Origin of the sequence: Sphingobacterium sp. DR205, assembly GCF_011064245.1 — a bacterium.
Classification (GTDB): Bacteria; Bacteroidota; Bacteroidia; order Sphingobacteriales; family Sphingobacteriaceae; genus Sphingobacterium; species Sphingobacterium athyrii.
Genome location: NZ_CP049333.1, coordinates 6034931 through 6061790, shown reverse-complemented (window position 1 = coordinate 6061790; position 26860 = coordinate 6034931). Strand labels below are relative to the sequence as shown.

Here is a 26860-nt window from a genome sequence, read left to right as displayed (position 1 = left end):
ATAATTAAATAATAAATTGAATTACAAAAAGGATAAAAAAGAAAGAATATATGATTTATAGTAAGGGAGGAGCCTCCAGGACGTTGAAGAAAGAAATTATTGCCGCAGATCTCGTAGTTGTTGGCGGTGGGATGTCTGGCGTGTGTGCTGCGATTACGGCAGCCAGGCAAGGTTTGCGTGTCATCTTGGTGCAGGATCGCTCTGTACTCGGGGGGAACGCCTCCAGTGAGGTGAGGTTGTGGATATTGGGCGCCACTTCCCATATGGGTAACAACAATCGTTGGAGTCGGGAAGGTGGTGTTATTGACGAGATATTGGTTGAAAATGTGTATCGCAATCCGGAGGGCAATGCTGTTATATTGGACATGATTTTACTCGACAAAGTAAAGCAAGAGGCCAACATTCGATTGTTGCTCAATACCAGTGTCTACGAAGTCCATAAGGAAGCTGGTGATCGTATAAAATCTTTGAGCGCTTTTTGCAGCCAGAATTCAACACAATATGAGCTATTGTCATCCTTATTTTGTGATGCGTCCGGAGACGGGATAGTCGGCTTTTTATCTGGAGCAGCTTTCCGTATGGGCGCTGAACCCCGGCAAGAATTTGACGAAGCTATGGCACCCGACACCTCCTATGGAGAGCTTTTGGGGCACACGCTCTATTTCTATACCAAAGATGTCGGAAAGGCGGTGTCTTATACAGCCCCGGCTTTTGCGATGGATGTCACCAAAGAAATACCACGGTTCAAAAATTTCAATGCCAAAGAGCATGGCTGTAAGTTATGGTGGGTGGAGTATGGTGGGCGTCTGGATACGGTGCACGATACCGAAGAGATCAAATGGGAACTTTGGAAAATCATCTATGGTGTGTGGGATTATATCAAAAATTCCGGACAATTTCCCGAAGCCGACACCCTGACATTGGAATGGGTTGGAATGGTTCCCGGAAAACGGGAAAGCCGTCGGTTTGAAGGAGACTATATCCTGACACAAAAAGACGTCGTCGAACAGCGTCAACATCCGGATGCCGTAGCCTATGGGGGCTGGTCCATCGATCTACATCCTGCGGATGGCGTCTTTAGCGACCGTCAGCCCTGTAACCAATGGCATAGTAAAGGCGTTTTCCATATCCCTTATCGTTGTTTATATAGCCGTAATATCGAAAACCTCTTTTTGGCGGGTCGACTGATCAGTGTATCCCATGTCGCATTTGGAGCGACTCGGGTAATGGCGACATGTGCGTATGTTGCACAGGCTGTGGCGATGGCCGCAAAACTATGTGTTCAGCAGCAGCTTTTACCAAGAGAGATCGGTCAGCCAGGTTACATGAAGGAGTTACAGAAAGAACTGCAACGATCCGGTCAATATATCCCCGGTTTTCATTTATCCGATAGCAGCGATCTTGTACAGCAGGCCGAACTAACCTCTTCGAGCAACCTGGACTTTAGGGGATTCTCTAAAGAGAATATGCTGTGGAAACCTCTGACTATAGCTGCAGCACAACTTATACCTGTCACTGCTGGTACCTTACCCATCTTTTTTTTGGATATTGAAGCCACGCAGACAACAGTGTTGGATGTGGAGCTCAGGGGCAGCGAAAGAAAAGCTGGTTTCACGCCAGACCGGGAGCTGGCGAAAATGCAAATTCGTGTAAAACCCGGCTTTCAGACAATAACACTGGATTTTGGATTGGAGATCAATGAGGATCAGTATATTTTCCTCACATTTCTCCAAAACGAGCATGTGCGATTGGCCTATACCCATCAACGGGTATCCGGATTACTATCCGTTTTTAACGGCGTGAACAAAGCTGTTTCAAACAATGGGAAACAGGTAGCACTGCCGGGATCTGGAGTAGATTCATTTGAATTTTGGACGCCACAACGTCGCCCTGAAGGACATAATCTCGCCATTCAGCTAACAGCAGGCCTTTCCGTCTTTGGAGTCGAAAATGTGCGTAATGGTATTGATCGGCCAACAATTCGTCCGAATGCCTGGGTCGCTGCTCCTGACGATCGGCAGCCTGTAATTTCGATTAAATGGAAGCAGAAGCAGCGCATAAGGAGGATCGAAATTAATTTTGATACCGATTGGGATCATGCAATGGAGTCTGTATTAATGACCCATCCCGAGACCGTTATGCCATTCTGTGTGCGGAATTATACTATCGAAGATGGAAATGGAAAGATTATTTATACGCAGCAGGGAAACTTTCAGACCAGAAATGTGATTGAACTTCCAGAATCCTGTGTTACAGACCAGCTGATTATAGCTCTCGAGCACCCTTCTGCGGAAGTGCCAGCAGCCATCTTTGCTATTCGGTGTTATGCATAGTCAATAAATGATAATATTCAGTAATTTAATGTTTAATACAGATGATAGATACAGTAGTTATAATCGTTTTTTCGGTATTCATAATGCTTGTTGGGATAAGCTTCTCACGAACCGGAAGAAACCTGAAGTCCTTTTTTGCTGGCGGCGAATCCGTGCCCTGGTTCATAGGAGGGATGTCCCTGTTCATGAGCTTTTTTTCAGCCGGAACTTTTGTTGCATGGGGCTCCATAGCCTATAGCCATGGCTGGGTAGCAATTACCATTCAGTGGACGATGTGTATTGGCGGACTGATTACAGGGCTTTATCTAGCTCCTAAATGGAAGGCTACAGGAAATCTTACTGCTGCCGAGTTTATTAAGGAGCGCCTGGGGAGCGCTGTGCAGAAGTGTTACATCTACGTCTTTATGATCGTGTCGGTATTTCTCAAAGGGTCGGTCTTGTATTCGGTGGCCAAACTTGTTTCCGAATCGTTGGACTATCCTTTGATACCAGTTACCATCGTTTTGGGAATCTTAATGATTGCTTATACCGCCATCGGAGGGTTGTGGGCGGTCATGGTGACAGATATTCTACAATTTGTTGTCCTGACAGCAGCGATCGTGATTGTCATTCCATTGGTTTTTGAGGAAGTTGGCGGTGTGCAGTCCTTCTTGGATAAAGTGCCTGATGATTTCTTCAATGTTGTCAATGGTGAATATACATGGGGTTTTATTGTCGCTTTTGCTTTATACCATATTTTTTATATTGGAGGTAATTGGACGTTTGTACAGCGCTATACAAGTGTTGATACACCCCGGTCTGCATCCAAAGTTGCTTATTTATTTGCTGCCTTATACATCGCTAGCCCGATTTTGTGGATGATTCCGCCCATGGTTTACAAGGCGATCAATCCGGATTTGACCGGATTGGCTACAGAGACGGCCTACATTATGGTCTGTAAGCAAGTGCTGCCTGCGGGATTACTTGGATTGATGCTTACGGGGATGTATTTCTCTACATCGGCATCCGCAAATACAGCCTTGAATGTTGTATCAGCTGTTTTTACAAACGATATTTATAAGGGAACATTAAACCCGCAGGCATCGGAAAAAAAGCTGATGTTTATCGCTCGTGCGTCATCTTGGTTTTTTGGGTTTTTTATGATTATTGTAGCGCTGATTGTACCACTGATTGGAGGGATAGTAGAATTTACTTTGAGTATAGGCGCCATTACAGGAGGTCCTTTATTGGCGCCGCCGATATGGGCATTGTTTTCAAAGCGATTGACAGGAAAGGCAACCCTGTATATAACCGCTGTTAGTCTGGGCGTCAATCTTCTGTTTAAAATTATTTTCCCTTTGTTGATAGACTATAAACTTACTAGAGCCAATGAGATGCTGCTTGGTGTTATGCTGCCCTTCGTTTTGTTGGCTTGTGTTGAACTTTATGCGAAATCACGTGGACAGGTAAGTTCGGAATACATTGCGCTCAAACAAATTAAAGCCGCGCGTAAGGAAAATGTACAGCAGATTGATAAAGAAGAGGAAATAGCATTGAAAAGCCAGAATAAATTTGGATTGAAGATGATTGCATTTTCGCTCACCTTTATTGCGCTGCTGCTTTATATATTGTGCTTTTTCTTTGCAGACCGTTCGCCATTAGTTGGCGGAATTGCGACGGTAATACTTATCACCGCATTGATTCCATGGCGCGCAGCTAGTAAAGTTTTTATAAATCGGGTTTAAATTGATGTCAGCACAGATTATCTGCGGCACTTCGTTTTCTTAGTGTTTTTTAACTTTATATGCTTGTAAACCCGCTATTAAACAGTTAAATTGCTTAAAATTTATTGTCAATTAGAATATAAACATAAATAAGATGAAAAGAAATACGGCTTTTCTTTTGGGGATTTTAGCTTCTTGCGCATTGCCACAAGTGATTTCTGCTAAACCACTCGCAAAAGAATATGTACATTACGGGCAAGAAGTTGAAGGAAAAGAGTTGATCGGGCGCTGGGATATTGAAGTCGATGTCAATGGTACTCCGGCACCTTCCTGGCTTGAAGTGAAATTGTCAGGCTACAAGACTTTGGTAGGCCACTATGTAAGCACTTCAGGAAGTGCACGGCCTGTTTCACAGGTTTTTTATGAAAACGGGAAGTTCAAATTTGCGATACCACCACAATGGGAAGGCGGAAAGATGAATTTAAGTGTAGAAGGGGAGATCTTAAACGGAACATTGCAGGGCACTATAACGGAACCAGATGGAAAAACACATCGTTTTAAAGGAGTACGTGCACCTGAGTTAAAAAGAACGGCCGCCGTAAAGTGGGGGAAACCGATCCAGCTTTTTAATGGAAAGGATCTGTCGGGATGGAAAGCGACTGGAAAAACCAATCAGTGGATTGTGAAAAATGGTATTTTAACCAGTCCACAATCGGGTTCTAACCTAGTCTCGGAACAAAAATTTGAAGATTTTAAATTGCACGTTGAATTTAAAATTCCTTCGGGCAGCAATAGTGGAGTTTATCTTAGAGGGCGCTATGAGGTACAAATTGAGGATAGCCCGAAAGATGCGCATCCTAATGCCGTCCTTTTTGCAGGCGTCTATGGTTTCCTGGCAGCCAATGAGATGGTGAACAAAGGGGCCGGAGAATGGCAGACCTATGATATTACATTGGTGGGACGCCTGGTGACTGTCGTTGCCAATGGTAAAACAGTGATCAGCAATCAAGAGATTCCGGGGATTACCGGCGGAGCACTGGATAGTAAAGAGGGCGAACCTGGTCCGATCTATTTCCAGGGTGATCACGGACCGGTTGAATTCCGTAAAGTGGTTATTACACCGGCCGTTAAATAACCCTAAAAGTTGGACCAAGTTAGAAAGTAATTATTCATGTGATGAGCTCGATATTTTATCGGGCTCATTCCTTTTAGATTCCAATTACAACGACCACCACGTCTTCGTTCTGGTAAGAAGTATAGTACCGATCAATTGAACCACTTTCTTTGTAATCCTGTAGTTCCTTAAATATCATTTTTTTTAAGGTACCTTTTCCCTTTCCGTGGATAAATTTGATTTCGTTCATCTCCCAATAAATGGCTGCATCCAGGTTGGACCTGAGGTAATCAATAGATTCTAGCATAAGTTCGTCAGCCGAGTAGTCTTCCCAGTCTTCGAGGAAAGCATCTGCGTGTAGATCAACTATAGCGGGTGGTTTGCGCATGATTCAAATATATTACAATGCCGCAAATGTAAAACAAAACAACGACTTAGTAGGCGAGATCAGCGATGAAATCAACAGCCCGGACGAATTTTTCATACCATTTTTTTATAATGGCAGCAATTTCATATTCTCTTTCAGCATGATTTAACATCAATAACTCCAGCGATTGCAATAACTGCTTATGATCCAGGAACAAACCGTCGTAATCACGATAAGCAGAAACTGTTTCTTGAATAAGTTGCAGACTTTCGTGTCTGGACACGATTGTCACATGCCGGGAGGAAATTCGGTCCAGCAGACATTCTTTCTGAAAATCGGACGCGATATGCCTATCGCATGCTTGATTAAACAATATTTCAAATTCAACGAGCTGGCTTTCTAAACCATGTATAGCGGACTGGAGCTCCTCAAAAGTGCCGATGATCCTTTCCTGTATTTCCATGTTTTTTGATATAATAGCCATGATATTTTATCTAAATTTTATATAATGTTGGTTATTAGAATTTTAAATAAAAGCATGTAAGGTATATACAAATGGTTTGAATAAATGTTTTTCTTAATTTGAATAATAGTTGACCAACGCTATTCGGAGTTCGACATAACAGTTATTGGATTTTGAGGGCTTCCGTGGAAAAACGGAGTAGATTATCCGAATTGCCCTGTAGCTGAAAAATAGGTATTTTGCTTTTTTTTTGCGTTATTCGCATTGCGTAAAAACGGGTTAAAAATAGAATTGAATGAAGGAGAAAACAATCGGAAGTTATCAATTGGAAATATGTTCCAATTCAGTGGCATCAGCAATCGAGGCGGAGAAAGGTGGTGCGACACGTGTTGAATTTTGTCAGAATCTGGAGAATGGTGGAACCACACCGTCTTTTGGTCAATTGAAACTGGTGCGTAAACTCGTTCATATCGGAATTCATGTCCTGATCAGACCACGGGGTGGAGACTTTCTGTATACGGAAGAAGAAATGCTGGAGATGATCGCCGATATTGAGCTCTGTAAGGAATTGGGTATGGATGGTGTTGTCCTCGGGGTATTGAATGCCGATGGTAGCGTGGACAAGGTCAATACGAAACGTTTGGTTGATGCTGCACGGCCTATGCATGTAACATTTCACCGCGCTTTTGATCGTGTTCAAGACCCATTTGGCGCATTGGAAGATGTCATTGCATTAGGTATTGACCGCATCTTGACTTCAGGTTTGCGGAATTCAGCTTTGTCGGGCGCACCGTTGCTGAAACAGTTGATTGAACAGGCTGCCGGACGTATTGTGATTATGCCGGGTGCCGGAGTGGATGCCTCCAATATGAAGACGATCTTGGCGGATACTGGAGCCCTTGCCATCCATAGTTCAGCAAAGGAGAGCCAGCCATCAAAGATGAAATTTTCGCAGGATCAGGTGAAGGGGATGGATGAGGCGCAGTGGATGAGCTCAAAAGAAAAAGTCCACCAAATGGTAGACTTATTAAAAAGCCTTTAAAGTATAACTTTAAAGGCTGCTAATTTCTTTGTGCTTATTTAGCTTCTGCAGCTAATTGATTTAAGATAGCATCGTTTTTAACGATTTGGTTGCTTGCTTTCATTTTTGATCTAGTTCCTAACTCAACGTTAGTTCCTAATTTCAAGAACTGAACTTCAACACGTGAAACAGTTTTATTTCTTCTATCTTTTCTTTTTAAACGTGTAACTCCCATTTTGATAATATTTTTATTGTTTAAAATAAAACGAGGTCGGAAGCGGATTCGAACCGCTGTAGGAGGTTTTGCAGACCTCAGCCTAGCCACTCGGCCATCCGACCCTATTTTTTTCCTTTTGAAGGTCTGCAAAAATAAAACTTATAATTGGAATTAAAAAATCTTTGTGATAAAACTTTTGTGTTTTTGAGCATTATCTTGAAAACCAAGGGGGTAGTTTTTGAGTATGTTGCTAATCTCGGCTTTAGGGGCGGAAATACTTATGTGTACGGTCGATTGAAAAAGTTGGAATTTCCGCAAGCACTGTATCTTTTAGAGGACATTCAAAAAAAATATGGCACGAGTTTTTTCTTTTGTTTTGGAGTGAAAATGAATAGTTTATGCATTTTGGAATAGATATTGCAAAAGTCACTGTAATAAATCTCATACAAGAAATATATGAGAGTAAATGATAGAAGAACAAAGTAAATTAAATTAGGAAACATGAAAAAATTATTATTATCTGCGGCAATTTTATTTGGTTCATTAGGAGCTTTTGCACAAGGTGGATTGGGATACGGACTACGTGCGGGGGTAAATATTCCTAAATATTCAACAAGCTTTGGGGATACCAAATCCAATACAGGGTTCTTTGTAACGGGATATTTGGATGCTCCGGTATCGCCATATTTTTCCGTGCAACCTGGTTTGTCGCTACAGAATAAAGGTGCTAAGTGGCTGGAAACTTCCAATGGAGATGTTAAAGAAAGTGTAATGTCTTTGGATATTCCCGTAAATTTAGTGGCTAAATTGCCAACAGGGGGATCTGGTAACTTTTTTATCGGTGCGGGTCCTTATGTAGGATTTGGATTAAGTGGTAAGCAGAAAGCAACCGGTGGTGACGTTAAATTTGAGGAAGATATTGAATTTGGAAGTGGAGAAGGAAAACATTTGAAACGCACGGACTTTGGTGTAAACTTTTTAGCGGGTTATCAATTAACGAATGGTTTTCAGATCAATGCAGGTTATGGCCTAGGTTTAACCAATTTAGCGCCTAATAGTGGCTCAATCAAAAACCGTGTTTGGTCCGTGGGAATCGGTTTTGGACTATAAGAAATATAAGTACTTAAACTTATTATGAGGAAAGAGTCCCTGCATTAGTAGGGACTTTTTTATTTCCCTAAACTTAAGTCAACCGAAATTGTTATTTTTATTCAAAAGAATATTCAATGAAAAGATTTCTCTCTTTACCATTCTATGTGAAGTTAGCCTGTGTATTAATTAGTATCCTGCTTTTAGGTTATCTGGCCAAAATAGGTGATACGATATTGATCCCAATGATTTTAGGCTTACTGTTCTCCCTACTTTTGATTCCGCTGAGCAATTTTATGGAACGGAAACTACGCTTCCCAAGAACATTGGCCGGAATACTCAGTGTGATTCTCTTTTTTGGCGCGTTAGGTTACGGCTTATTTCTTCTGGCTTCACAGCTTACTTTGCTCAAAGAAGATTTTCCAGCATTTAAAGAGCAGATTATGGACGGCGCAGGGAAATTGCAAAGCTGGGTCAGTCAACAGTTTGGAATACAGCACAAGGAGCAGATGGAATTTATCAATAAAACAGCTTCAAAGTCGGTTGATTCAGGTACGCTATTTTTAGGAACGGCGTTGGTTTCACTTTCCTCCCTGTTTATTTTATTTATTTTTACATTTCTTTACACCTTCTTCCTACTGATTTATAGAGGTCATATTGTGAAGTTTCTTTTGTTTGTTAACCGTGTTGAAGATCGACCTATTGTTGTGGATGTTGTTAGGCAAATTCAATATGTCGTCAAAAAGTATCTGATCGGTTTGTTGATTCAAATGAGTTTGGTTTCGCTTTTGGTTTTTATTTGCCTCTCCTTAATTGGTGTGAAGTACAGTCTACTCTTGGCTTTAATCACAGGCGTATTTAATGTACTGCCATATGTGGGTATTTTCTCATCGATGCTGATTATTTCCATTCTTACCTTTGCTACCTCATCGTTGACACATGTGGTATTAGTGATCTTAGCATTGATTATTGTACACATGATTGACAGTAATTTTATTGTCCCCAAGATTGTCGGATCAAAGGTAAAGGTCAACTCCCTTTTTGCCATGCTGTCCATTATTATCGGTGAGATGGTCTGGGGTATTTCTGGAATGTTTTTAGCAATCCCTATTTTGGCGATAGTCAAGATTGTGATGGATCGCATTAAAGAGCTTAAACCTTGGGGATTTTTATTAGGGGAGGAGGATAGCAAGGATGAGGTCTACAAAGACTTATTTGAGACTTTAAATCCGATTGAGAAGAAAATTATTGAGAATGAAGCGAAGGAGTAGGTTTGCATTTGGTTTTGGGCTTGTGAGCAGTTTTATCTTCTAATCCGCGATCTTTTAATTGTTGAATTTGGTCATCTATCGTGAAAGCTTTCTTTTCATACATAGAATGATTGTCGTAGTTTGCTTACTTCTTAGCTTGATAAATATTTGTTTTCTTTTTCTTATGTGGGTGTAGTCTGTGTTTAATGAAACCGGATTTTTGTAGATCACTTGATAGATTGGTAAGTTTCAGCCCAGGATAATATTTCCATATGATTTGTTTGACAAATTTCAATTCTAACCCATTACTACTAATGAACTCATCATCCTTTGCCAAAATTTCATCTATAATAAAAGGAACAGATGGGGCGTCTGATAGTATTTTATTGTATTCACTGTTTCTAGAATGTTTCTTTTTTAAAAATTCACGAAAATCTTCTGGAACAGTTTGTGGCTCGGTGGTAAATTTTCTAAAATCGGCAATAAAAAAATCACATGCTTTTTGAATTGTATAAGGAGCAAGTTCATAATTCTTTTCTCCAGCTAAAATGTATTCAAGCCATCTTTTTGAAACTTCTAATATGTTTGCAAATACCTCGATAGTTAATCCACTTTTTTCAAAATGATTCTTAATGTTTTCAGTCGTTATTTTAGCATTGTAAGCTTTCATAACTACAAACAAATGATCTAAATCAATTAATAATCCGCAATTAATTTCTTTTTAATAATTAATTTGTGTAGATTTGAATATTGATAATCAAATAAATGTTTGATTATAGGTATTGAATACAAGAGTCTCTCGTGCAAATTCCGAGTTTTGTTCAGGACGAGGCAATAGGTTTTCAATGTCCGTAATGATATTTTGTGTATTTTTGATGCACACTATAGCATTATGGGCCCTATTGTTTATCGGTCCTATGGCCCTCGGAAGCCTGCACGACGATAGCATAGGGCCTTGCTATAGTTCCTTTCTTCAATGAGACTCGTAACTATAACGAGTTATGAAAAAACAAATTATCAAAAACAAAATCAAGCCAGCAGAGTAGCTCTGTCTGTAAAGTCATATAATGACTTTCCCATAATCTTGAAGAGCGTAGCGACCCTATTATATACCTTTGAAAACACCATTCCAACGCTCTTAGATTTAGCTATTAACCATTATTTTTTATTGTGGCCTAAGCTAGGTTTAGGAGCTTTGGATACATTCGTTTATATCGATATCTGAATTCTTTCCTTTAGGCCGCAGCCATTAAAACCTTTTAAAAATGACCAATTTTTACAAGGGTGGGAGAGAACTGTCTAAAGGAAAAGATTCCTCCCGCTTACACCAAATTAAATCAAAAAAAATCAGGGTTCAATTACCTGAGTTACCAGCCAGTTTTCAACTGTATTTTACCCACATATTTCAAGTATGCGTTAAGCACTACTTAAGCACAGATATAGCACTATTTACGCAATCGTTGCGTAGGAAAATTGACAATGGAAAAATGTACTATAAAGGTATTTGTCCAGTGCTACAAAAACGTTTGCAGAGCAGCGATCAAAAAATAACTAAGCAGGAGATTTCTTCGGGCGTCCTTCGGGCTTTGTTCGGCTGGCCTTCGGATCTGCTTTGTACCTGCGTCGGCCCTTCTTCGGGAGTGCTTCGGCTGTTGTTCGGCTGTTCTTCGGGACGTTCCCGAAGCGCAGTCGAAGCGGACTCGAAGCCGAGCCGAAGCGTAGCCGAACATGTCTCGAACAAGCCCCGAAGAGGTCCCGAAGCGTTGCCGAAGAGCACCCGAAGGGGAGCCGAAAGACCACCGTCTTCTGACAATTTTCGAATTAACTTCGCCCTTTCTTCTACCTTTTATGCAGTGGGCTATCCGTCTCCCTCGAATTTTCCTTTGATTTTTCCCGAGGGTGACCCGAAGCCCACCCGAAGAAATTCCGAGCAACGCTGGGAGAAAGGGCGAAGTTGGTCAGGAGTTGGTAGGTACTTAAATGGTCTATTCCTTGGCACGAAAGGTACCATTAGTTCACCGTTAAGCTACCGGGAGTGTACCGAAAGGGTACCAAAAAGGTACTGGGAATGTACTAAAGAGCTACCGGAGATATACCAAAGAGGTATTAAACAGGTACGAGCTGTCAGTAGCTCACTAGTGAATCTTGGGTATAAGTCTGATAGTGCGACAGCACAGTCTGAAAAAGGAGAGGATACCGAATTGGATAATGGAAGAGAGGGAAGTCGTTTTGAATTTGATGCTTTTAAGACGTTTTATGAACGAGTTATCTCTGCTATCGACTCTTTTGTTGTTGATGATATTTCAAAGGCTCATAGGGCTTTAAAATGCTTTGCTTATTTGTCCGATTATAAAAATACTTTTCGCATGTCGCTGACATGTTTGGCTTTAGTTTTTCGATCATCTAATTTTTCTTTTAAGGCATTAAAGAGCATCAGAGCTCTTATGGTATTAGCTCTGATGGTTTCTATGTTTAGTTTATCGGCTCAGACGCCCCGCAAGGACAGCGGGGCCGATGGGCTATCCGATCTTAGGGCGCTTGCAATAGGGGATACCATTCCAGAGAATTTGTGGAACCTCAAAATGCCCGTATTTAACGATAGTAAAGGACGGTCAACAATTTCGCTTAGTGATTATCAGAATCATAAACTGATTATCTTAGATTTTTGGGCTACCTGGTGTACCAATTGTCTCGAGAGCTTTCCCAAATTGGATAAATTGAAGGCCACTTTCAAAAACGATTTCGACGTGCTGCTGGTCAACTGCAAACGGACGCACGATGATCAGACACGAATTGATAAGGTGCTCCAAAAATACAAAGATTCTTATCAGCTAAATGTTCAGTTTCCTTATCTCGTAGGAGATACGATATTCAATGCCGTATTTCCGCATCGCGGGATACCGCACGTTGTATGGATCGGCAATGACCGTGTCGTCAAAGCAATTACCTACACAACCGAACTTCAGGAGGCTAATGTCCGTCAGATTTTGGAGAACAAAAAGGCGAGTTTCTATATGAAGGACGATTTTAAGTATAAAGTCGAAGATAGTGTGACTACGGATACGCTCAAATTATTCTCCTCTTACCTGAGCAAACGAAGGGAAGGGATTCGAGAAATGGGCGTGCAGATAAAAGAAAAGGGAAATGAAAAGGAATTTACATTTCTCAATTCATCGGTAGCCATGCGCATATATGAATATCTGAGCGAATCAGGGCATCGTATAGACCGCAATCTCTGGGTCTTTGATGATAATGTTAGTAAAGAAACCCGTAGGAAACTCAAGACACCCCAGCGTTACACAGATGAATATTGCTATTTTTTGCGTTACCCGAAAGACCAAACTAATTTTGATCCGTACCGGAAAATGATCCATGATATTCAGGATAATTTTGGCGTTAGATGGGAAATCCGGAAAGAAGTGATCGACGTGTGGCGTATTGACTCTACGCCTAAAATCCGACAATTCAAAACCAAGGGCCAAATACCACTTGAAGCAATTGATGCCCTGAATAATACAAAGTTTATTCGAAACTTGCCGCTCCGCAATAGTTTTCATGTGCTCTCCTGGTTGTTGAATAAACCCGTCATGCTTGGCGATATTGAAAATATAAATGTCGACTTCGATCTGCCTGCGGATTTACTGGATTATACCGATGCGCAGCTATTGAGTCTGTTAGAGCAGCTTGGAGCCAAGATATCTATGGTGCCAGTAGAAGTGGAGTATGTTTATTTTTCTGCTGATAAGGGGGTATAAGCATGAAAACATTCATATTAATGGTGTTATTCCTGTTCATTTCAGGGATAGCAAACTTTGCTATTGGACAGAACCTGATGGCTAAGATAGAAGGAAAAGTAATCAGTAGTGAAAATAAGAAGCCTATTCAGGGTGCCTCTATTAGCATATCGCGTGGGAAGAGCACAACAAAGTCAGATCAGGAAGGCCGTTTTGTGATAATAGCAAATCATGGTGACAGTGTATTAGTGAGCCATATTGGCTATCATAGTGAAACCATTTTATATAAAACTGGAACTTCAAGCCCGACAGTTATGCTAGTGCCTGTGGCTAATGTATTGGATGAAGTGATCGTCAGTTCGGGATATCAGCAGCTCCGTCCCAACGAGATGACAGGTTCTTTTCAGGTATTGGATAAAAAGATCCTTGACCAGCAGGTGGGTACTAACATTCTGGACCGCCTGAATAATCTGACACCGGGATTCCGAAAGGGGACTTTCGAATTTAAGCCTAATCGCAATGAAAAGCTTAATATTTCGATTCGGGGCCTTAGCACTATTGAGGCTTCTAAAGACCCCTTAATCGTGTTGGATGGTTTTATTTATGAAGGAGATATCGATAACATCGATCCTAATAGCATCGCATCTGTTACGGTGCTCAAGGATGCTGCCGCTACTTCGATATGGGGAGCAAGAGCGGGCAATGGTGTTATTGTAATGACCAGTATTAATACTGCCAATAAATCGCAAAAGGCAATTGTCAATATTTCCCATACCACCACGACCAAACGCATAACAGATTATAATAGGTTGTATCAGCCAGCTAATTTGGATTATATCTTGGCCGAACAGGAGCTTTTTAATGCGGGCTACTATGATGGGAAACTTGAGCAGAGTCCATACCTTGCCTTGACGCCTACAGTCGAAGTTTTCCTGGCTCGGCGCAGGGGATTGATTTCGGCGCAGGACTCAACAGATAGGATTGCCAAATTACTGGCAATGGATGGAAAAGCGGCTTATAAAGATGCTTTTTTAAAGGCCCCATTCTTACAGCAGTCTTTTGCCAATATCTCGGGCGCTTCAACCGTGATAAGATATAACTTTGGGGTTGGTAATACGATGGATCTCTCCGAAAATAAAGCTAAAGACAATAAGATAAATCTTTACCTGAACAATTCATTTCATTGGAAAGACAAATTTGAGTTGAATCTCAATGTGAATTTTCTCACGCAGAAACAACGCAGTGGTACATCAGCATTTGATCAGTTTAAATATGGTGGCAAATATGTGCCTTTCTTCGAATTTATGAATGCGGAGGGGGAAGCATTGCCTTTTAATAAGGGCTACCGAGGCAATTATCTCAATGAACTGTATGGCGATAAACTGTTAGATTGGAATTATTATCCATTGCATGATTATGAGGTAGATCGCGCGACAACACGTAAAAATGAAATGTATGCCATTGTACAGGCCAAATATAATATCAAACCTTACTTAACAGCAACTGTATCTTATCAATATCAGATACAGCGAAAAGTAACGGAAAGGATCGCACAAACGGAAAGTTATTATGCCCGGAATTTGATCAATATTTTTTCCAATATTGACCCGCAGTCTGGTTTGGTAGCACGTCCGATTCCCATTGGAGGAATTTATGATCTTAACAATGGGGATATTAGTTCGAATACATGGAGAGGGCAACTGAATTTTAACCGATCTTTTGGAGTTCACCATATCAATGGGATTTTAGGTGCAGAAATAAGAGAAGTATTATCAAAGGGTTCCACAAGCACTTCCTATGGTTATAGCGCTGATCCGATACGCACGAAAGTAGTGGATTACGCTAACTTTTATCCGACGCTGCCTGCAGGCGGGTTTTCCTCCATTCAGGGAAATGTTTCGCTAATGAAATCCCTGAATCGTTTTGTGTCTCACTATGCAAATGTAGCGTATTTATTCAAGCAACGTTATGGTCTTTCGGCCAGTATACGTAAAGATGGGGCTAACGTGTTCGGCGTAAATACCAATGATAAATTTAATCCATTTTGGTCGGTAGGCGCTAGCTGGCAGATCAGAAAGGAAAAGTTTGCAGACTGGAAGGCGGTAGATGCGCTGCAGCTGAGAGCCACGTATGGCTATAGTGGTAATATAGACCCATCGCGAACGCCTCTTCCGGTTGCTGAAACGACCAGCGGACGATATACAAATTATCCTGCTTTTGTGATCAGTACCCTGAATGATCCATCTTTAAGGTGGGAAAAGGTGCGAACGTTAAATTTGGGACTACAGTTTGGACTGTTCAAAAGTAGAATCACAGGAAGCTTTGATTATTATGTGAAAAAGAGCACAGATCTGTATGGCAATTCATTGATAGATTATACGGTATTTGGAAAGGCCAATACCACGGTAAAAAATAATGCTTCGATAAGAAGTCAGGGGGCTGAGTTGAACTTGACTCTCGAAGCTGTAAGGACTCCGAGCTTTAGCTGGCGGCCTGCCGTGCTTTTAAGCTTGAACAAAAATAAGGTTCTGGAATATTACAATAGGCAGTTTGGGCTGATCAATTTAGTTGGAAATGGCGCGAGTACCATACCAATAGTTGGTAGGCCGCTCAATTCCATCGCTGCCTTTAATTGGGGCGGCCTGGACGAACACGGTGATCCGCAAGGATTCTTAAATGATGAGCTGTCTACCGATTATCAAAAAATCAGAAATTCAACAGTGGGGGAAATCAACGATAATCAGACAATTGTATTTGTAGGGTCTTCTGTACCGCAATTATTTGGAAATTTGATCAATACGTTTTCCTATAAGAATTTTGAGCTATCACTTAATCTTTCCTTTAAAGCGGATTACTATTTCAGTAAGCAAGCAACTACTAGTGGTAATTTTTATTTATATGGTAAAGCTTATTCAGATTTTGATAGGAGATGGCAGTCACCAGGAGACGAAAACTATACGCAAGTACCTCGGGTAAAATATCCTATTGATGCAAATCGCGATGCTTTTTATCAGGAAAGTTCGGTTAATGTGTTGAAAGGGGATCATGTCCGTGTGGAATATATCAATCTCTCTTGGCGGAACCTATGGCAGTTGGGCAGCAAAAAGTTAAATACCCGTTTGTTTTTCAATGCCAGTAATTTAGGGCTGATCTGGGAAAAAAATAAAGAAGGCGTAGATCCTGATTTTCCTGGGCGGTTAACACCTAATCCTACTTATGCCATAGGGCTTAATGTCAATTTTTAAATAAATAAATTATGAATACAAATTATAATGTAATTAGGCTGTTGGTGACTTTACTGTTCTTGTTTACTTTGCTGTCGTGCAGTAAGTTTCTAGAAGAAAAATCAAATTTCTCGCTTCAAAGTCCAAATACACTTGAAAGTCTACAAGGAATATTGGATAATTCGATTGATATGAACATGAATGTTCCTGTGTTTGGAGATATCCATTCGGATGACTATTTCTTTACTGAAAAGGAATTTAAAGCTGTGGATGATCAGTCCCGAGGGTTTTATACTTGGACAGGTTTTCCGTATAATTATCCCGATGATTGGGCGTTGATGTACGTTCCAGTATATCAGGTTAATGTGGTGCTGGATGCATTGCCAAAGATCGAAGGGGTAAAAAGTGAAAAAGATAGGATAAAAGGAGCTGCTCTATTTTATCGTGCTTATCAGTATTTGCAGGGAATGTGGATATTTGCCAAGTCCTGGGATCCGCAAACCTCAGATACAGATCTGGGAATCGTGTTGCGGCAGACTTCGGACCAGTCGGTAGCTTCGAAACGTAGTACGGTATCAGCCTGTTACCGGCAGATCATCGGAGATTTAGTGACAGCGGAGGGAATACTGCCTGAACTCGCGGAATCTCCTATGCGTCCCTCAAAAATAGCCTGCTATGGGGCATTGAGTAGGGCCTACCTCTCTATTGGAAAGCACGATAGTGCATTTTTTTACTCGGATAAGGCCTTGAAGGTTAAGAAAGACTTGATAGACTATAACGACTTTTCTTCTACAGATCTGTTGAAACCTTATCCTTTATCTCGTTTGAACAAGGAGACCATTTTTTATGCCCAGCTGACCACATCTTATCCCAACCTCCATCCAAGCTACGGACTGGTGGATACTACGCTGTATGCAAGCTATGAGGATAATGATATTCGGAAAGCTTTATTTTTCAAAGCTAGGAATGGATACCACAGTTTTAAGGGCAATTATACGTCCGCTTTCAACCTATTCGGCGGGATGGCCGTCGATGAGCTTTTATTAATACGGGCGGAGACTAATATCCGAATGGGAAACGTCGAAAGTGGTTTGGATGATCTGAATACGTTACTTATGAAACGAATAAAAAAGGGAGAATTCATCCCATATGTCGGACTTAGCCAAGAGAATGCTCTCAAGTTGATAAAAAATGAAAGGCGGAAAGAGTTACTGATGCGCGGGCTTCGATGGATGGATATCAAACGCTATAATAAATATGATGGCGAAAACCTTAAGTTGCTGCGATATATAAATGGAACGAAGTATGAGTTGGAACCAAATTCAAATAGGTATGCTTTACCTTTGCCGACAGATATTATCCTCGCAACTGGGATGGAACAAAATCCCTTATAAGATTTAATCGAATGCCCCGGAAAAAATCAATCCCGGGGCATTCTTGCAGTACAAACATTTTTATACTGCATTCCTAACCTATAACTTATTGATTGGCGATATAGGTTGGCTGCTAGGGTCACTTGCCGCCGTATTTTTCGACGGAATGAATTGCGAACCAACCGCGTTCGCATTCAAGGTAATCCTGCTTGGATTTAAAGAACGAGATCCAGGGGTACCCGTAAGATCGGAAGCGTCGGCCTCCATGGCACAGGCTGCATTATTTCCAGACCCGCAGTCCTCATCATTTGTTTCTTCAGTCCAAAGTGATTGATTTTGCACATCTGACGAAGAACTGGTGCTTCCGTGAAAATAAAGTGTTACAGGATCATCCGCTTTTCCTGCATAAGCCTCAGCACCTTTAAATGCTGAGAATCCGATAATCATGGCTCCTCCTAATATCATGTAGCCATAATTGTTTAAAAATTTGGTTAGCATGTAGCTACCCTCCTTTCTGTACAGCAAGCCATCTATTGGTTAGTAAAGATGTTGGCTTGCAACTTTTTTTTGTAAATAATTGTCGGCACGGACCTGTGTACCGATCGTATCTGTATGCCAGGCTGCCTACTATAGGCCTACTGACGTCGTTGTGTTCTGGATAATAATATAGACTGTCCGGTGCATACCATACATCCTTTGACTTTGTATAATGGATATTCCTGTAGCTGATGGCTCCCATTGCTATAAAGCAAATCAGAAATAATGCGATGTTTGTTTTGCCCGTGATTACTCGCTCGCCATATTTGGCGACCTTGCGATGCAACACCCATCCCGTTATAGAAAGGCCAAGAATCACAATATTTATCAATAGATGCGCAGTCCAGGAAATACGGCTCAGAAAGCTTGTGCACATACAGGGTTTCTGTGCATAGACATTTAATACGCCTAATCCAATATAGATCGTAAAAACGATGATCAATAGGGTGGAGGCTCTCCATCCCCATGCACGCAGTCCGACTGATGGTATGGCTAGTAATATCCCAACACCGATTTCCATGAGCGGAAGTAACCAAAAGAGTATTGGAGCCAGATAACTGATTATGGGCTGCTGCTCGAGAGCAATCCGAAACGTGCTCAGCTGCCAGACCTTGTCCATACCTACATAGATCCAAAAAAGGATCATTACCGACCGAAGGATCTTATATATGATGCTACTTGTTTTATTCGCTTCCATAGCTTTAATTATTTGTACTGTGGTATTTATTATTTCTTTCTGTTGTTTTATTATTTCCGGATGCGGTTTTATTATTTTCGTTTTCCAGCCTTAACTATCTAGTTTAGCACCTTTATTATTTATGCTTAGCTTATGCTAACTATTTGTATTTCTCTCCTAACTATTTATATCCCGGTCTTAATTATTTGTATTGCCGTGTTAATTATTTTTGAATGGGCTTTTATTATTTCTATGCTTTTTTAAAAACAGGGCGCCGTACCTGCCCCTCCATTAGGTACAGCGGCCTGCCTGAGCGTCAGCTTCTACTTTTCGTACGCCTTAAATCAAAGGTACCACGGAAAATAGGCGAGCGTAGGTGTAACGAAATGACTAATTCGGAGAGTTCACCCGCCTCTATTCGGTTTAAACAAAGGGTGGGATGTAGTGAAGGGGTAATATGGTGGCAAAAAGGTTAGGTGCGGCTTCTTGGTAAAACCATTGGTTTTAGGATTGTAATGGCTGTTTTTGATAGATATAACGAATGTGCTGAGGGGGTGTAACGCTAACATACCCCTAGTTTTTTTAATTCTGTGTATTTTATTTATTTAATTCGGGAAATTGTTCATTCAGCTCGGCAAGCATGGTGTTTAATACTCTACGGATACGTACAGCTGCATGAAATTCAGCACTTTTGTCCATCCTTGTCAGGCTATGGGCAGAAAGTAAGGTGCCCTCCCTCGTTTTGATGAGTTTGGAAAACTCCTCGGCAACTTCTTTTTTCTCAGATGAGCGCATGATATTAGCCTTGACAGCGATGTGCATCCAGATCTTGAGCTCCTTGCCATTGAAATTGCTATGGATAAATCGTTGTGAATGATCATGCAATGTTGAATGCGGTTGCGTATTTTCGGCCTGAATGTACTCGCACATCAACTCAAGCAAACTCCTTCGATTGCTGTCATACGCAAAGTTGGGAATGCAGGAGAAATGTTTTGGAAAGCGTAATAGCGCATCCATAAATGAGGGATCTGAAATGTACAGTTCTTTCCAGCGGTTAAAGAATCCCATGTGGTTAAAATTGAAATTGACCATCACTACTAAAAACCGGTAATGCCAGTTCTTACCTTGGCGCTTGTCTTGCGCCAACTGCCGTAGCGATTCGACCAATTGGATCAGATAATCTTGATGTCGGTATTGAATATAAGGGATCTTGCCATTTTCAAATAGACTGTCCATGGCTGAAAGAATTTCACCAAGATAAACTTGTGGTATGTCTTTTTGAGCAAGACTATCGAGGATATAGGGCATATTGATGTAGACATATGCATACATCCTTTTGCGGTAATGGCTTGGTAAGGATGTAGCAGGATCGATGTCTCTTTTAAATAAAAATTCAATACGTTCGAGCAAGTCTTCCAGCGCTACTAACGCCGTACGGTCTCCGATATTGTTATCCCTACAGAAGCTATCGAGTTTTTGGTGTAGACGAAGTAATTGGGTATGGTATAGACGCACAGCCTGGCTGGCGGAGTCGACATTACTGATCTGCCGGAAGGCCTGTAATGACAGCGCAAAATTATCGGAGCAGGCCACTGAAATCTCGTGTAAACGTGCCTGCGCTCCCTTGCTTTCCAAGTGATCCAAAGCTTCGATAAGCAAAGTCAGTGGGTATAGACTTACAATCATTTGTACCTCCTTTTGATATCTTTGTGGTACCACGGCCAGCCATAGACCCCGGGATGCATCTGCAGCAGGAGTGTGTCACCCACATTGGTCTGTTCATGTAACTGTGGGTTGACGTTTATGGACACCGTTTGCTCTTGCCCATCATGCTTGAACGAAAACCACAATTCATGGATGTCACAACAAGGAGGGCATTTTTGGATGACAATGGCAGGTATGCGTACAGCTTTCGCATTTGGGATATGCTGACAATTGGCCATAATCAGCAGCATGCGTATATACCAGATACAGGCAAGGATCATAATCGGAAATTGGATCCCATAAAGTTTGAAAAGGTTTATCTTTCTCCAAGAAAAAAGATGTGCTAGCACACAGACAATGAAGGCTATCGGTATGCCTTTTCTTACAGCTGTCCAAAATGGCTGGGAACTGATCAATAGCTGATAGGGGAGGCGATCAAATAATGCTATGCTGCTAACTTGGATACAGGCAAAAAAGATAAAGAAAAGCTGCATCACGCGCTCTTGGTTGCGGATCTCTAAAAAGGGGATAAGCACGACCAGTACACCAATGCTATATACACGTTGGTCATGTGTCCGCGCCCAAAAAAGCCCATATAAGGTAATCAATACAGCAATCGTAATAAATATATAATTGCGGCTAAATGGGAGGACTGTTTTTGTTGTTCTCATGATCTATGGGTTTATAATCAGTGAACTATTACTTTTCAAAAATACCGATAACGACAGGAAATTTTTGCTGAATACCGCCTTAATTTCAACGAAGACCTGTTTTTTACAACGAAGGCTGATTTCTTTACAATGAAAGGTGCATTTTAAACAATAAAGGTTGAAAATTTTCATCCAACAAGGTAATTATTTAGGTTAGAGGGCGGAATGAAAAAGCCGATTTTTGAACTAGAAATATTGTTTAAAAAATAAATGGCTAAATTTATATAATAAACATTTCTTCGTATAGGGAAATTTTTAACAAGAGTCCTTAAGCAATATCTAGCCATATATGCTTGAAGGAACCTTGGTATGTTGAAAAGTAATTTATAATAAAGTAAACTCTACCCGAATGAGAAAGAGCAAGCAAACTTGATGCGCATGTATGTTTGGATAGAGCTTTGATAAAATAGTATTGGAGTATATGAAAAGTATCGGTCAGGACAAATATCAAGATAATAAAGATTTGACTGTAAATTACCCGGATGTAATCTGGCTATTGATCGCGTCTTTCGTCTTTGGCGGTGTTTGCTGGTATTTGGGTTATCAGGGGGCTTTAGCTGATCGGCTTGCAAACTGGTCAATCATCTCTAGCTATCTATTTTTTGTGCTGATGGTGGCTATCACTTTTCTCTATATACGTTTGGTTATCGTGCTACTGGACAAAAGGCAAAATTGGTTGACCGGTCCGGAGAAACGCATCGGTACACAACTGTTTTTTTGTTGTGTATTGCCCACACTATTTTTGTTCTGGATTATCGGTCCAGATGCAATGGCTAAGGATGAATGGCTTTTATTTCCTCTAATGGTCATATTTAGTGGGGTTCTGGTCTTGAATATGTGCTATACAGTGTATTTTTATCTCGCCAATTATCAAAGCCAAAAAAAGCTACTTGTTGAATTGACCGAAGTAAACCATCAGCAGCAATTAAAGATAACAGATCTTGAGGAGCGGATTGATCTGTTATCTCCGGATCTGGAAGAGGTGAGGGAAATCCTGGAAGCTGAGACGGGAGATAGAGATCCTGATTCCATGGATGAAATAGATTTAATTCTGGTCAAATCCATGGATCCAGAGCAGGAAGTATTCTTGCTCAATAACAAAATCTTGTCCCAGAAGATACTGTATAAAGATTTGGGAATTTTTACTTTTAAAAATAATATCGTCAGCCTTTATTTAAAAACTGCGATGCACGAAAATCTTACTTGTGGTGAACAGCGTAGCCTAAAGGAAGTCGTAAATAGTACAAAAGGATTCGTACAAAAGATAGATCGGGATAAGGCGATACCGTTTGGTATGATCCAGTCTTGTCATCAACTGAAGCGTGGCAGGTTGCGTATTGTGCTCAAGCTTCCGTTTGAAGGGCGTTATAATTTTGAAGTGTCTGATAAGATTGCTAAGCATATCAAAGAATGGATCATGTTGCAGGTACCAATAGAAAAGGAATAATACAATAAGAGATAAACTTTAAAAGATAGATTATGGAAAAAGCAAAGGATAATACCTGGAAATGCCGTGCTACTGGTAAAGTTGGATTTCCTTCTTTAATTGAAGCCCAATGGGCAATGCTTCATTTTAAGTTCAAATCACGGGTGAGAAACAAATTAGACGGCAGACGTATCAAACACCGGATGGGAAAAGATGCTTGCAAAAGGGCTTATTATTGTAAGTTTTGTAAAGGATACCATATTACCAAATGGGATAAAGGACACTTTAGCAACTACAAAACTAAGGCGGAGTCTTGGAAGATACCGGATGTATTAGGAAACTGGAATTATTTGATTGAGTAGAATCAGTAGATGGTTTTGGTTAACACTTGCAGCTTCTGCTATGTGAAAATTTTTGATTAAGTCTTTAAATACTGTTGAGTCTAAATTACAGGCGGATAGAATAATCTATAGCGAATCATTTACGAAAATTATTTTGCTTAATTTTCTTGTTGTGTTTCAGAAAATTATATCTTATTTTGGCTCTATATTTAATTTATTTTTTATGAAAAGAAAATTACTCTCAATTGCAGCAGCATTATGTTTTATTGCTGGAGCAAAAGCACAAACTTCTTACGGTTTTAAAGCTGGTGTGAACTTTCCAAAGGTATCTGTGACAATGAAAGAAACTTCTGGTTCGATTAGTTCGGGAGCTTCAACAAGTTTCTACGTAACAGGCTATGTTGATGCCCCTATTGCATCGAACTTGTCCATCCAACCAGGACTTTCTTTACAGGGTAAGGGAGGTAAAAGCAATGATGAAGTTAACGAAGAAAAAGTGAATCTCATGTATTTGGAATTACCTGTTAATTTTGTTTATTACGTTCCTGCTGGTTCTGGTAATATTTTTTTAGGTGCTGGTCCATATGCTGCATACGCTTTAAGTGCAAAAAATAAGATTAATGGTGTCTCTACCGATGTGAAATTTGGTGATGGACCGGATGAAGATGGAGTGAAACGTTTTGATGCAGGCTTAAATTTTTTAGCGGGATATAAGCTTCCCAATGGCTTTCTGATCAATGGGGGGTATGGGTTAGGACTTACAAATATAGCATACGATAATGCGCTAGGGATTAAGCAGAAAAACCGCGTATTTTCAGTAGGAGTTGGTTACCAATTCTAAGTAAAAAAATATAAAAATAAAAAAGGGCTTTTCTTACGAAAGGCCCTTTCTTTTTTCAGTGACTGAAATCTATCACACTTTGATTTCTACTTCAACACCTGAAGGCAATTCAAGTTTCATCAATGCGTCAACAGTTTTAGCGTTTGATGAATAGATATCCAACAATCTTTTGTAAGCACACAATTGGAATTGCTCACGTGCTTTTTTGTTAACGTGTGGTGAACGTAATACCGTGTAGATTTTTTTCTCAGTAGGCAATGGAATAGGACCACTAACAACTGCACCTGTAGGTTTTACTGTTTTTACGATTTTTTCAGCTGACTTGTCAACCAAATTGTAATCGTATGATTTCAATTTAATTCTGATTCTTTGGCTCATTTTTATTTATTTAAAATGATTGCTAATTAGAGCTATTCACAACTAGCAATCGGTGTGTATTTTTTGATTAAAGAACAAAGAGAAAAGACTAGCGTCCTTTATCTTTGTTCCATTATCCTTGTGTTATATTATTCAACAGAACCTTTGATTCTGCCTTTTGATTTTGCGATTACTTCTTCAGCAACGTTACGTGGAGCTTCAGCATAGTGATCAAATTCCATTGTAGATGTTGCACGACCTGAAGTGATTGTACGTAATTGTGTTACGTAACCGAACATTTCAGAAAGTGGAACCAATGCTTTGATTACCTGTGCACCGTTACGTGAATCCAAACCTTGCATTTGACCACGACGACGGTTCAAGTCACCCATTACATCACCCATGTTTTCTTCTGGAGTCAATACTTCAACTTTCATGATTGGCTCCATTAATACTGGAGAACATTTAGGTAATGCCTCACGGTACGCCATTTTAGCTGCCAATTCGAATGACAATGAATCTGAATCGACTGCGTGGAATGAACCATCAATCAAACGAACTTTCATGCCAGAAAGTGGGTAACCAGCTAATACACCATTATTTAATGACGCTTCAAATCCTTTTTGAACGGATGGGATGTATTCTTTTGGAATCGCACCACCCACAATTTCGTTTACGAATTGAAGTGCTGATTTTGTTGTATCGTAATCTGCATCGATAGGAGAGATAACAACTTTGATATCCGCGAATTTACCACGACCACCTGATTGTTTTTTGTATACCTCACGGTGCTCAGTAGTACCATTGATGGACTCTTTGTACGCTACCTGAGGAGCACCTTGGTTAACCTCAACTTTGAATTCACGTTTCAAACGGTCGATCAAGATCTCTAAGTGAAGCTCACCCATACCTGAGATAACTGTTTGACCAGTCTCTTCGTCAGATTTAACAACGAATGTAGGATCTTCTTCAGCCAATTTACCAAGACCAATACCTAATCTATCAACGTCAGCTTGCGTTTTAGGCTCAATCGCTAAACCAATTACTGGCTCAGGGAAAGTCATGGACTCTAATACGATAGGCGCTTTTTCGTCACATAGTGTATCACCAGTTTTGATGTCTTTGAAACCTACAACAGCACCGATATCACCTGCCTCGATAAAAGGAATAGGGTTTTGTTTGTTCGCGTGCATTTGGAAGATACGTGAGATACGCTCTTTGTTTCCTGAACGTGTGTTCAATACATAAGAACCTGCATCTAACTTACCAGAGTAAGCACGGATGAAACATAGACGACCTACGAATGGGTCAGTCGCAATTTTGAAACCTAAAGCTGCGAAAGGCTCACTAACAGATGGTTTACGCTCAATTTCTTCACCAGTATCAGGATTAGTACCTTTTACAGCCTCTACATCAAGAGGTGAAGGCAATAATTCCATTACTAGATCCAACATGGTTTGAACACCTTTGTTTTTGAAAGATGAACCACAAACCATAGGAACGATAGAGTTATCCAATACTGCAGCACGTAATGCATTTAAGATTTCACGCTCAGTCAATGAATCTGGATCTTCGAAGAATTTCTCCATCAAAGACTCATCATAACCAGCTACTGCTTCCAATAATTTCTCACGGTATTCAGCAACCTCGTCCAACATATCCTCAGGAATTGGAACTTCAGTGAAAGTCATTCCTTTATCATGCTCGTTCCAAACGATACCACGGTTGTTGATCAAGTCAACCACACCTGTGAACGTATCTTCAGCACCGATAGGCAATTGTAAAGCTACAGCATCAGAACCCAACATATCTTTTACTTGTTTTACAACTTTCAAGAAGTCAGCTCCTGAACGGTCCATTTTGTTAACGAAACCGATACGAGGTACTTTGTAACCATCAGCCAAACGCCAGTTTGTCTCAGATTGAGGCTCAACACCATCAACTGCTGAGAACAAGAATACCAATCCATCCAATACACGTAACGAACGGTTTACCTCAACCGTGAAATCCACGTGTCCAGGTGTATCGATAACGTTTACTTGGTATTTGTTGTTACGGTAGTTCCAGAATACAGTTGTTGCAGCAGAAGTGATCGTGATACCACGCTCAGCCTCTTGCTCCATCCAGTCCATTGTTGAAGCACCTTCGTGAACCTCACCAATTTTATGGTTTACACCTGAGTAATAAAGGATACGCTCAGTTGTTGTAGTTTTACCAGCATCGATGTGTGCAGCGATACCGATATTTCTAGTGAATTTTAAATCTCTTGCCATAATATTTTTAAGCAGCTGGCCTTACGGGCCTTATGTGTTTAAATGTAATGTTAAATAAGTACACCGACCTTGATAAAAGAGTGTTCGTTTATCGGAGGTCGGTGTAA

The 26860-nt window shown here is 40.6% G+C and carries 22 protein-coding genes and 1 tRNA gene; 12 read left to right on the top strand and 11 right to left on the bottom strand.

Annotation, left to right across the window (positions count from 1 at the left end; genetic code table 11):
• Window positions 1-50: 50 nt before the first annotated feature.
• The 3 genes from G6053_RS25870 (at window position 51) to G6053_RS25860 (ending at window position 5171) form a co-directional block, all read left to right on the top strand.
• Window positions 51-2333 (top strand): FAD-dependent oxidoreductase, encoded by a 2283-nt coding sequence (locus G6053_RS25870; protein ID WP_165309047.1) that lies wholly within the window; start codon window positions 51-53, stop codon window positions 2331-2333.
• 41 nt (window positions 2334-2374) lie between these two features.
• Complete coding sequence (locus G6053_RS25865; protein WP_108636777.1) at window positions 2375-4057, top strand: sodium:solute symporter family protein; 1683 nt, start codon at window positions 2375-2377, stop codon at window positions 4055-4057.
• A 133-nt stretch (window positions 4058-4190) separates the two neighbouring features.
• A complete protein-coding gene (locus G6053_RS25860) occupies window positions 4191-5171 on the top strand; it encodes a DUF1080 domain-containing protein (RefSeq protein ID WP_165309046.1) in 981 nt (326 codons plus the stop codon).
• 73 nt (window positions 5172-5244) lie between these two features.
• On the opposite strand, the gene G6053_RS25855 is transcribed toward G6053_RS25860, so the two are convergent.
• Both G6053_RS25855 and G6053_RS25850 read right to left on the bottom strand, forming a co-directional pair.
• Window positions 5245-5538, bottom strand: a complete 294-nt coding sequence (locus tag G6053_RS25855) for a Smr/MutS family protein (protein WP_108636779.1) — start codon at window positions 5536-5538, stop codon at window positions 5245-5247.
• A gap of 46 nt (window positions 5539-5584) precedes the next feature.
• A complete protein-coding gene (locus G6053_RS25850; protein WP_206531822.1) occupies window positions 5585-6001 on the bottom strand; it encodes a hypothetical protein in 417 nt (138 codons plus the stop codon).
• 274 nt (window positions 6002-6275) lie between these two features.
• Here G6053_RS25850 and G6053_RS25845 point away from each other — a divergent pair, with 274 nt between their 5' ends.
• A complete protein-coding gene (locus G6053_RS25845; RefSeq protein ID WP_165309044.1) occupies window positions 6276-7022 on the top strand; it encodes a copper homeostasis protein CutC in 747 nt (248 codons plus the stop codon).
• 34 nt (window positions 7023-7056) lie between these two features.
• On the opposite strand, the gene G6053_RS25840 is transcribed toward G6053_RS25845, so the two are convergent.
• Together G6053_RS25840 and G6053_RS25835 are read right to left on the bottom strand one after the other, a co-directional pair.
• Complete coding sequence (locus tag G6053_RS25840; protein ID WP_165309043.1) at window positions 7057-7236, bottom strand: spore protein; 180 nt, start codon at window positions 7234-7236, stop codon at window positions 7057-7059.
• 33 nt (window positions 7237-7269) lie between these two features.
• A tRNA-Cys gene (locus G6053_RS25835) sits at window positions 7270-7340 on the bottom strand.
• Between the two features lie 379 nt (window positions 7341-7719).
• Here G6053_RS25835 and G6053_RS25830 point away from each other — a divergent pair.
• Both G6053_RS25830 and G6053_RS25825 read left to right on the top strand, forming a co-directional pair.
• Window positions 7720-8328 (top strand): porin family protein, encoded by a 609-nt coding sequence (locus G6053_RS25830; protein ID WP_165309042.1) that lies wholly within the window; start codon window positions 7720-7722, stop codon window positions 8326-8328.
• Between the two features lie 116 nt (window positions 8329-8444).
• A complete protein-coding gene (locus tag G6053_RS25825) occupies window positions 8445-9578 on the top strand; it encodes an AI-2E family transporter (protein WP_165309041.1) in 1134 nt (377 codons plus the stop codon).
• A gap of 124 nt (window positions 9579-9702) precedes the next feature.
• Here G6053_RS25825 and G6053_RS25820 read toward each other — a convergent pair whose 3' ends face one another.
• A complete protein-coding gene (locus G6053_RS25820) occupies window positions 9703-10227 on the bottom strand; it encodes a hypothetical protein (protein WP_165309040.1) in 525 nt (174 codons plus the stop codon).
• 841 nt (window positions 10228-11068) lie between these two features.
• Between G6053_RS25820 and G6053_RS25815 the strand changes: the two genes are divergently transcribed.
• Genes G6053_RS25815 through G6053_RS25805 form a run of 3 tightly spaced genes read left to right on the top strand, consistent with a single transcriptional unit; the run spans window position 11069 to window position 17909 of the window.
• Window positions 11069-13312 (top strand): TlpA disulfide reductase family protein, encoded by a 2244-nt coding sequence (locus tag G6053_RS25815; protein ID WP_165309039.1) that lies wholly within the window; start codon window positions 11069-11071, stop codon window positions 13310-13312.
• A gap of 2 nt (window positions 13313-13314) precedes the next feature.
• On the top strand, window positions 13315-16536 hold the full coding sequence (locus G6053_RS25810; RefSeq protein ID WP_165309038.1) for a SusC/RagA family TonB-linked outer membrane protein: 3222 nt from the start codon (window positions 13315-13317) through the stop codon (window positions 16534-16536).
• Between the two features lie 11 nt (window positions 16537-16547).
• Entirely contained in the window at window positions 16548-17909 is a 1362-nt protein-coding gene (locus tag G6053_RS25805) for a RagB/SusD family nutrient uptake outer membrane protein (RefSeq protein WP_165309037.1), read from the top strand.
• 78 nt (window positions 17910-17987) lie between these two features.
• Here the strand turns inward: G6053_RS25805 and G6053_RS25800 are convergent, their stop codons facing one another.
• From G6053_RS25800 to G6053_RS25785, 4 genes are all read right to left on the bottom strand, one after another.
• Window positions 17988-18353 (bottom strand): hypothetical protein, encoded by a 366-nt coding sequence (locus tag G6053_RS25800; protein WP_165309036.1) that lies wholly within the window; start codon window positions 18351-18353, stop codon window positions 17988-17990.
• A 37-nt stretch (window positions 18354-18390) separates the two neighbouring features.
• Entirely contained in the window at window positions 18391-19122 is a 732-nt protein-coding gene (locus G6053_RS25795) for a MauE/DoxX family redox-associated membrane protein (RefSeq protein WP_165309035.1), read from the bottom strand.
• 576 nt (window positions 19123-19698) lie between these two features.
• Window positions 19699-20787, bottom strand: coding sequence for a hypothetical protein (locus tag G6053_RS25790; protein WP_165309034.1), 1089 nt, complete (start codon window positions 20785-20787; stop codon window positions 19699-19701).
• Complete coding sequence (locus G6053_RS25785) at window positions 20784-21476, bottom strand: hypothetical protein (protein ID WP_165309033.1); 693 nt, start codon at window positions 21474-21476, stop codon at window positions 20784-20786. The genes G6053_RS25790 and G6053_RS25785 overlap by 4 nt, the downstream gene beginning before the upstream one ends.
• Window positions 21477-21936: 460 nt before the next feature.
• Here G6053_RS25785 and G6053_RS25780 point away from each other — a divergent pair, with 460 nt between their 5' ends.
• The 3 genes from G6053_RS25780 (at window position 21937) to G6053_RS25770 (ending at window position 24123) form a co-directional block, all read left to right on the top strand.
• The gene (locus tag G6053_RS25780) at window positions 21937-22962 is read left to right on the top strand and encodes an MFS transporter (RefSeq protein WP_165309032.1); all 1026 of its coding nucleotides are present in this window, start codon (window positions 21937-21939) and stop codon (window positions 22960-22962) included.
• Window positions 22963-22994: 32 nt separating this feature from the next.
• The gene (locus tag G6053_RS25775; RefSeq protein ID WP_108636794.1) at window positions 22995-23303 is read left to right on the top strand and encodes a hypothetical protein; all 309 of its coding nucleotides are present in this window, start codon (window positions 22995-22997) and stop codon (window positions 23301-23303) included.
• 202 nt (window positions 23304-23505) lie between these two features.
• The gene (locus G6053_RS25770; RefSeq protein WP_165309031.1) at window positions 23506-24123 is read left to right on the top strand and encodes a porin family protein; all 618 of its coding nucleotides are present in this window, start codon (window positions 23506-23508) and stop codon (window positions 24121-24123) included.
• 72 nt (window positions 24124-24195) lie between these two features.
• Here the strand turns inward: G6053_RS25770 and rpsJ are convergent, their stop codons facing one another.
• Together rpsJ and fusA are read right to left on the bottom strand one after the other, a co-directional pair.
• The gene (gene rpsJ, locus G6053_RS25765) at window positions 24196-24501 is read right to left on the bottom strand and encodes a 30S ribosomal protein S10 (protein WP_028070501.1); all 306 of its coding nucleotides are present in this window, start codon (window positions 24499-24501) and stop codon (window positions 24196-24198) included.
• Window positions 24502-24629: 128 nt separating this feature from the next.
• On the bottom strand, window positions 24630-26753 hold the full coding sequence (gene fusA, locus G6053_RS25760) for an elongation factor G (protein ID WP_108636808.1): 2124 nt from the start codon (window positions 26751-26753) through the stop codon (window positions 24630-24632).
• Window positions 26754-26860 lie beyond the last annotated feature (107 nt).

Excerpts from the sequence above, each read along its gene's own strand:
- G6053_RS25770 (WP_165309031.1), top strand. The coding sequence starts at position 23,506 with ATGAAAAGAAAATTACTCTCAATTGCAGCAGCATTATGTTTTATTGCT.
- G6053_RS25825 (WP_165309041.1), top strand. The coding sequence starts at position 8,445 with ATGAAAAGATTTCTCTCTTTACCATTCTATGTGAAGTTAGCCTGTGTA.
- G6053_RS25870 (WP_165309047.1), top strand. The coding sequence starts at position 51 with ATGATTTATAGTAAGGGAGGAGCCTCCAGGACGTTGAAGAAAGAAATT.
- G6053_RS25785 (WP_165309033.1), bottom strand. The coding sequence starts at position 21,476 with ATGAGAACAACAAAAACAGTCCTCCCATTTAGCCGCAATTATATATTT.
- G6053_RS25850 (WP_206531822.1), bottom strand. The coding sequence starts at position 6,001 with ATGGCTATTATATCAAAAAACATGGAAATACAGGAAAGGATCATCGGC.
- G6053_RS25860 (WP_165309046.1), top strand. The coding sequence starts at position 4,191 with ATGAAAAGAAATACGGCTTTTCTTTTGGGGATTTTAGCTTCTTGCGCA.
- G6053_RS25795 (WP_165309035.1), bottom strand. The coding sequence starts at position 19,122 with ATGGAAGCGAATAAAACAAGTAGCATCATATATAAGATCCTTCGGTCG.
- G6053_RS25840 (WP_165309043.1), bottom strand. The coding sequence starts at position 7,236 with ATGGGAGTTACACGTTTAAAAAGAAAAGATAGAAGAAATAAAACTGTT.
- G6053_RS25800 (WP_165309036.1), bottom strand. The coding sequence starts at position 18,353 with ATGATATTAGGAGGAGCCATGATTATCGGATTCTCAGCATTTAAAGGT.
- G6053_RS25830 (WP_165309042.1), top strand. The coding sequence starts at position 7,720 with ATGAAAAAATTATTATTATCTGCGGCAATTTTATTTGGTTCATTAGGA.
- G6053_RS25855 (WP_108636779.1), bottom strand. The coding sequence starts at position 5,538 with ATGCGCAAACCACCCGCTATAGTTGATCTACACGCAGATGCTTTCCTC.
- G6053_RS25845 (WP_165309044.1), top strand. The coding sequence starts at position 6,276 with ATGAAGGAGAAAACAATCGGAAGTTATCAATTGGAAATATGTTCCAAT.
- G6053_RS25805 (WP_165309037.1), top strand. The coding sequence starts at position 16,548 with ATGAATACAAATTATAATGTAATTAGGCTGTTGGTGACTTTACTGTTC.
- rpsJ (WP_028070501.1), bottom strand. The coding sequence starts at position 24,501 with ATGAGCCAAAGAATCAGAATTAAATTGAAATCATACGATTACAATTTG.
- G6053_RS25790 (WP_165309034.1), bottom strand. The coding sequence starts at position 20,787 with ATGATTGTAAGTCTATACCCACTGACTTTGCTTATCGAAGCTTTGGAT.
- G6053_RS25820 (WP_165309040.1), bottom strand. The coding sequence starts at position 10,227 with ATGAAAGCTTACAATGCTAAAATAACGACTGAAAACATTAAGAATCAT.
- fusA (WP_108636808.1), bottom strand. The coding sequence starts at position 26,753 with ATGGCAAGAGATTTAAAATTCACTAGAAATATCGGTATCGCTGCACAC.
- G6053_RS25810 (WP_165309038.1), top strand. The coding sequence starts at position 13,315 with ATGAAAACATTCATATTAATGGTGTTATTCCTGTTCATTTCAGGGATA.
- G6053_RS25780 (WP_165309032.1), top strand. The coding sequence starts at position 21,937 with ATGAAAAGTATCGGTCAGGACAAATATCAAGATAATAAAGATTTGACT.
- G6053_RS25775 (WP_108636794.1), top strand. The coding sequence starts at position 22,995 with ATGGAAAAAGCAAAGGATAATACCTGGAAATGCCGTGCTACTGGTAAA.
- G6053_RS25865 (WP_108636777.1), top strand. The coding sequence starts at position 2,375 with ATGATAGATACAGTAGTTATAATCGTTTTTTCGGTATTCATAATGCTT.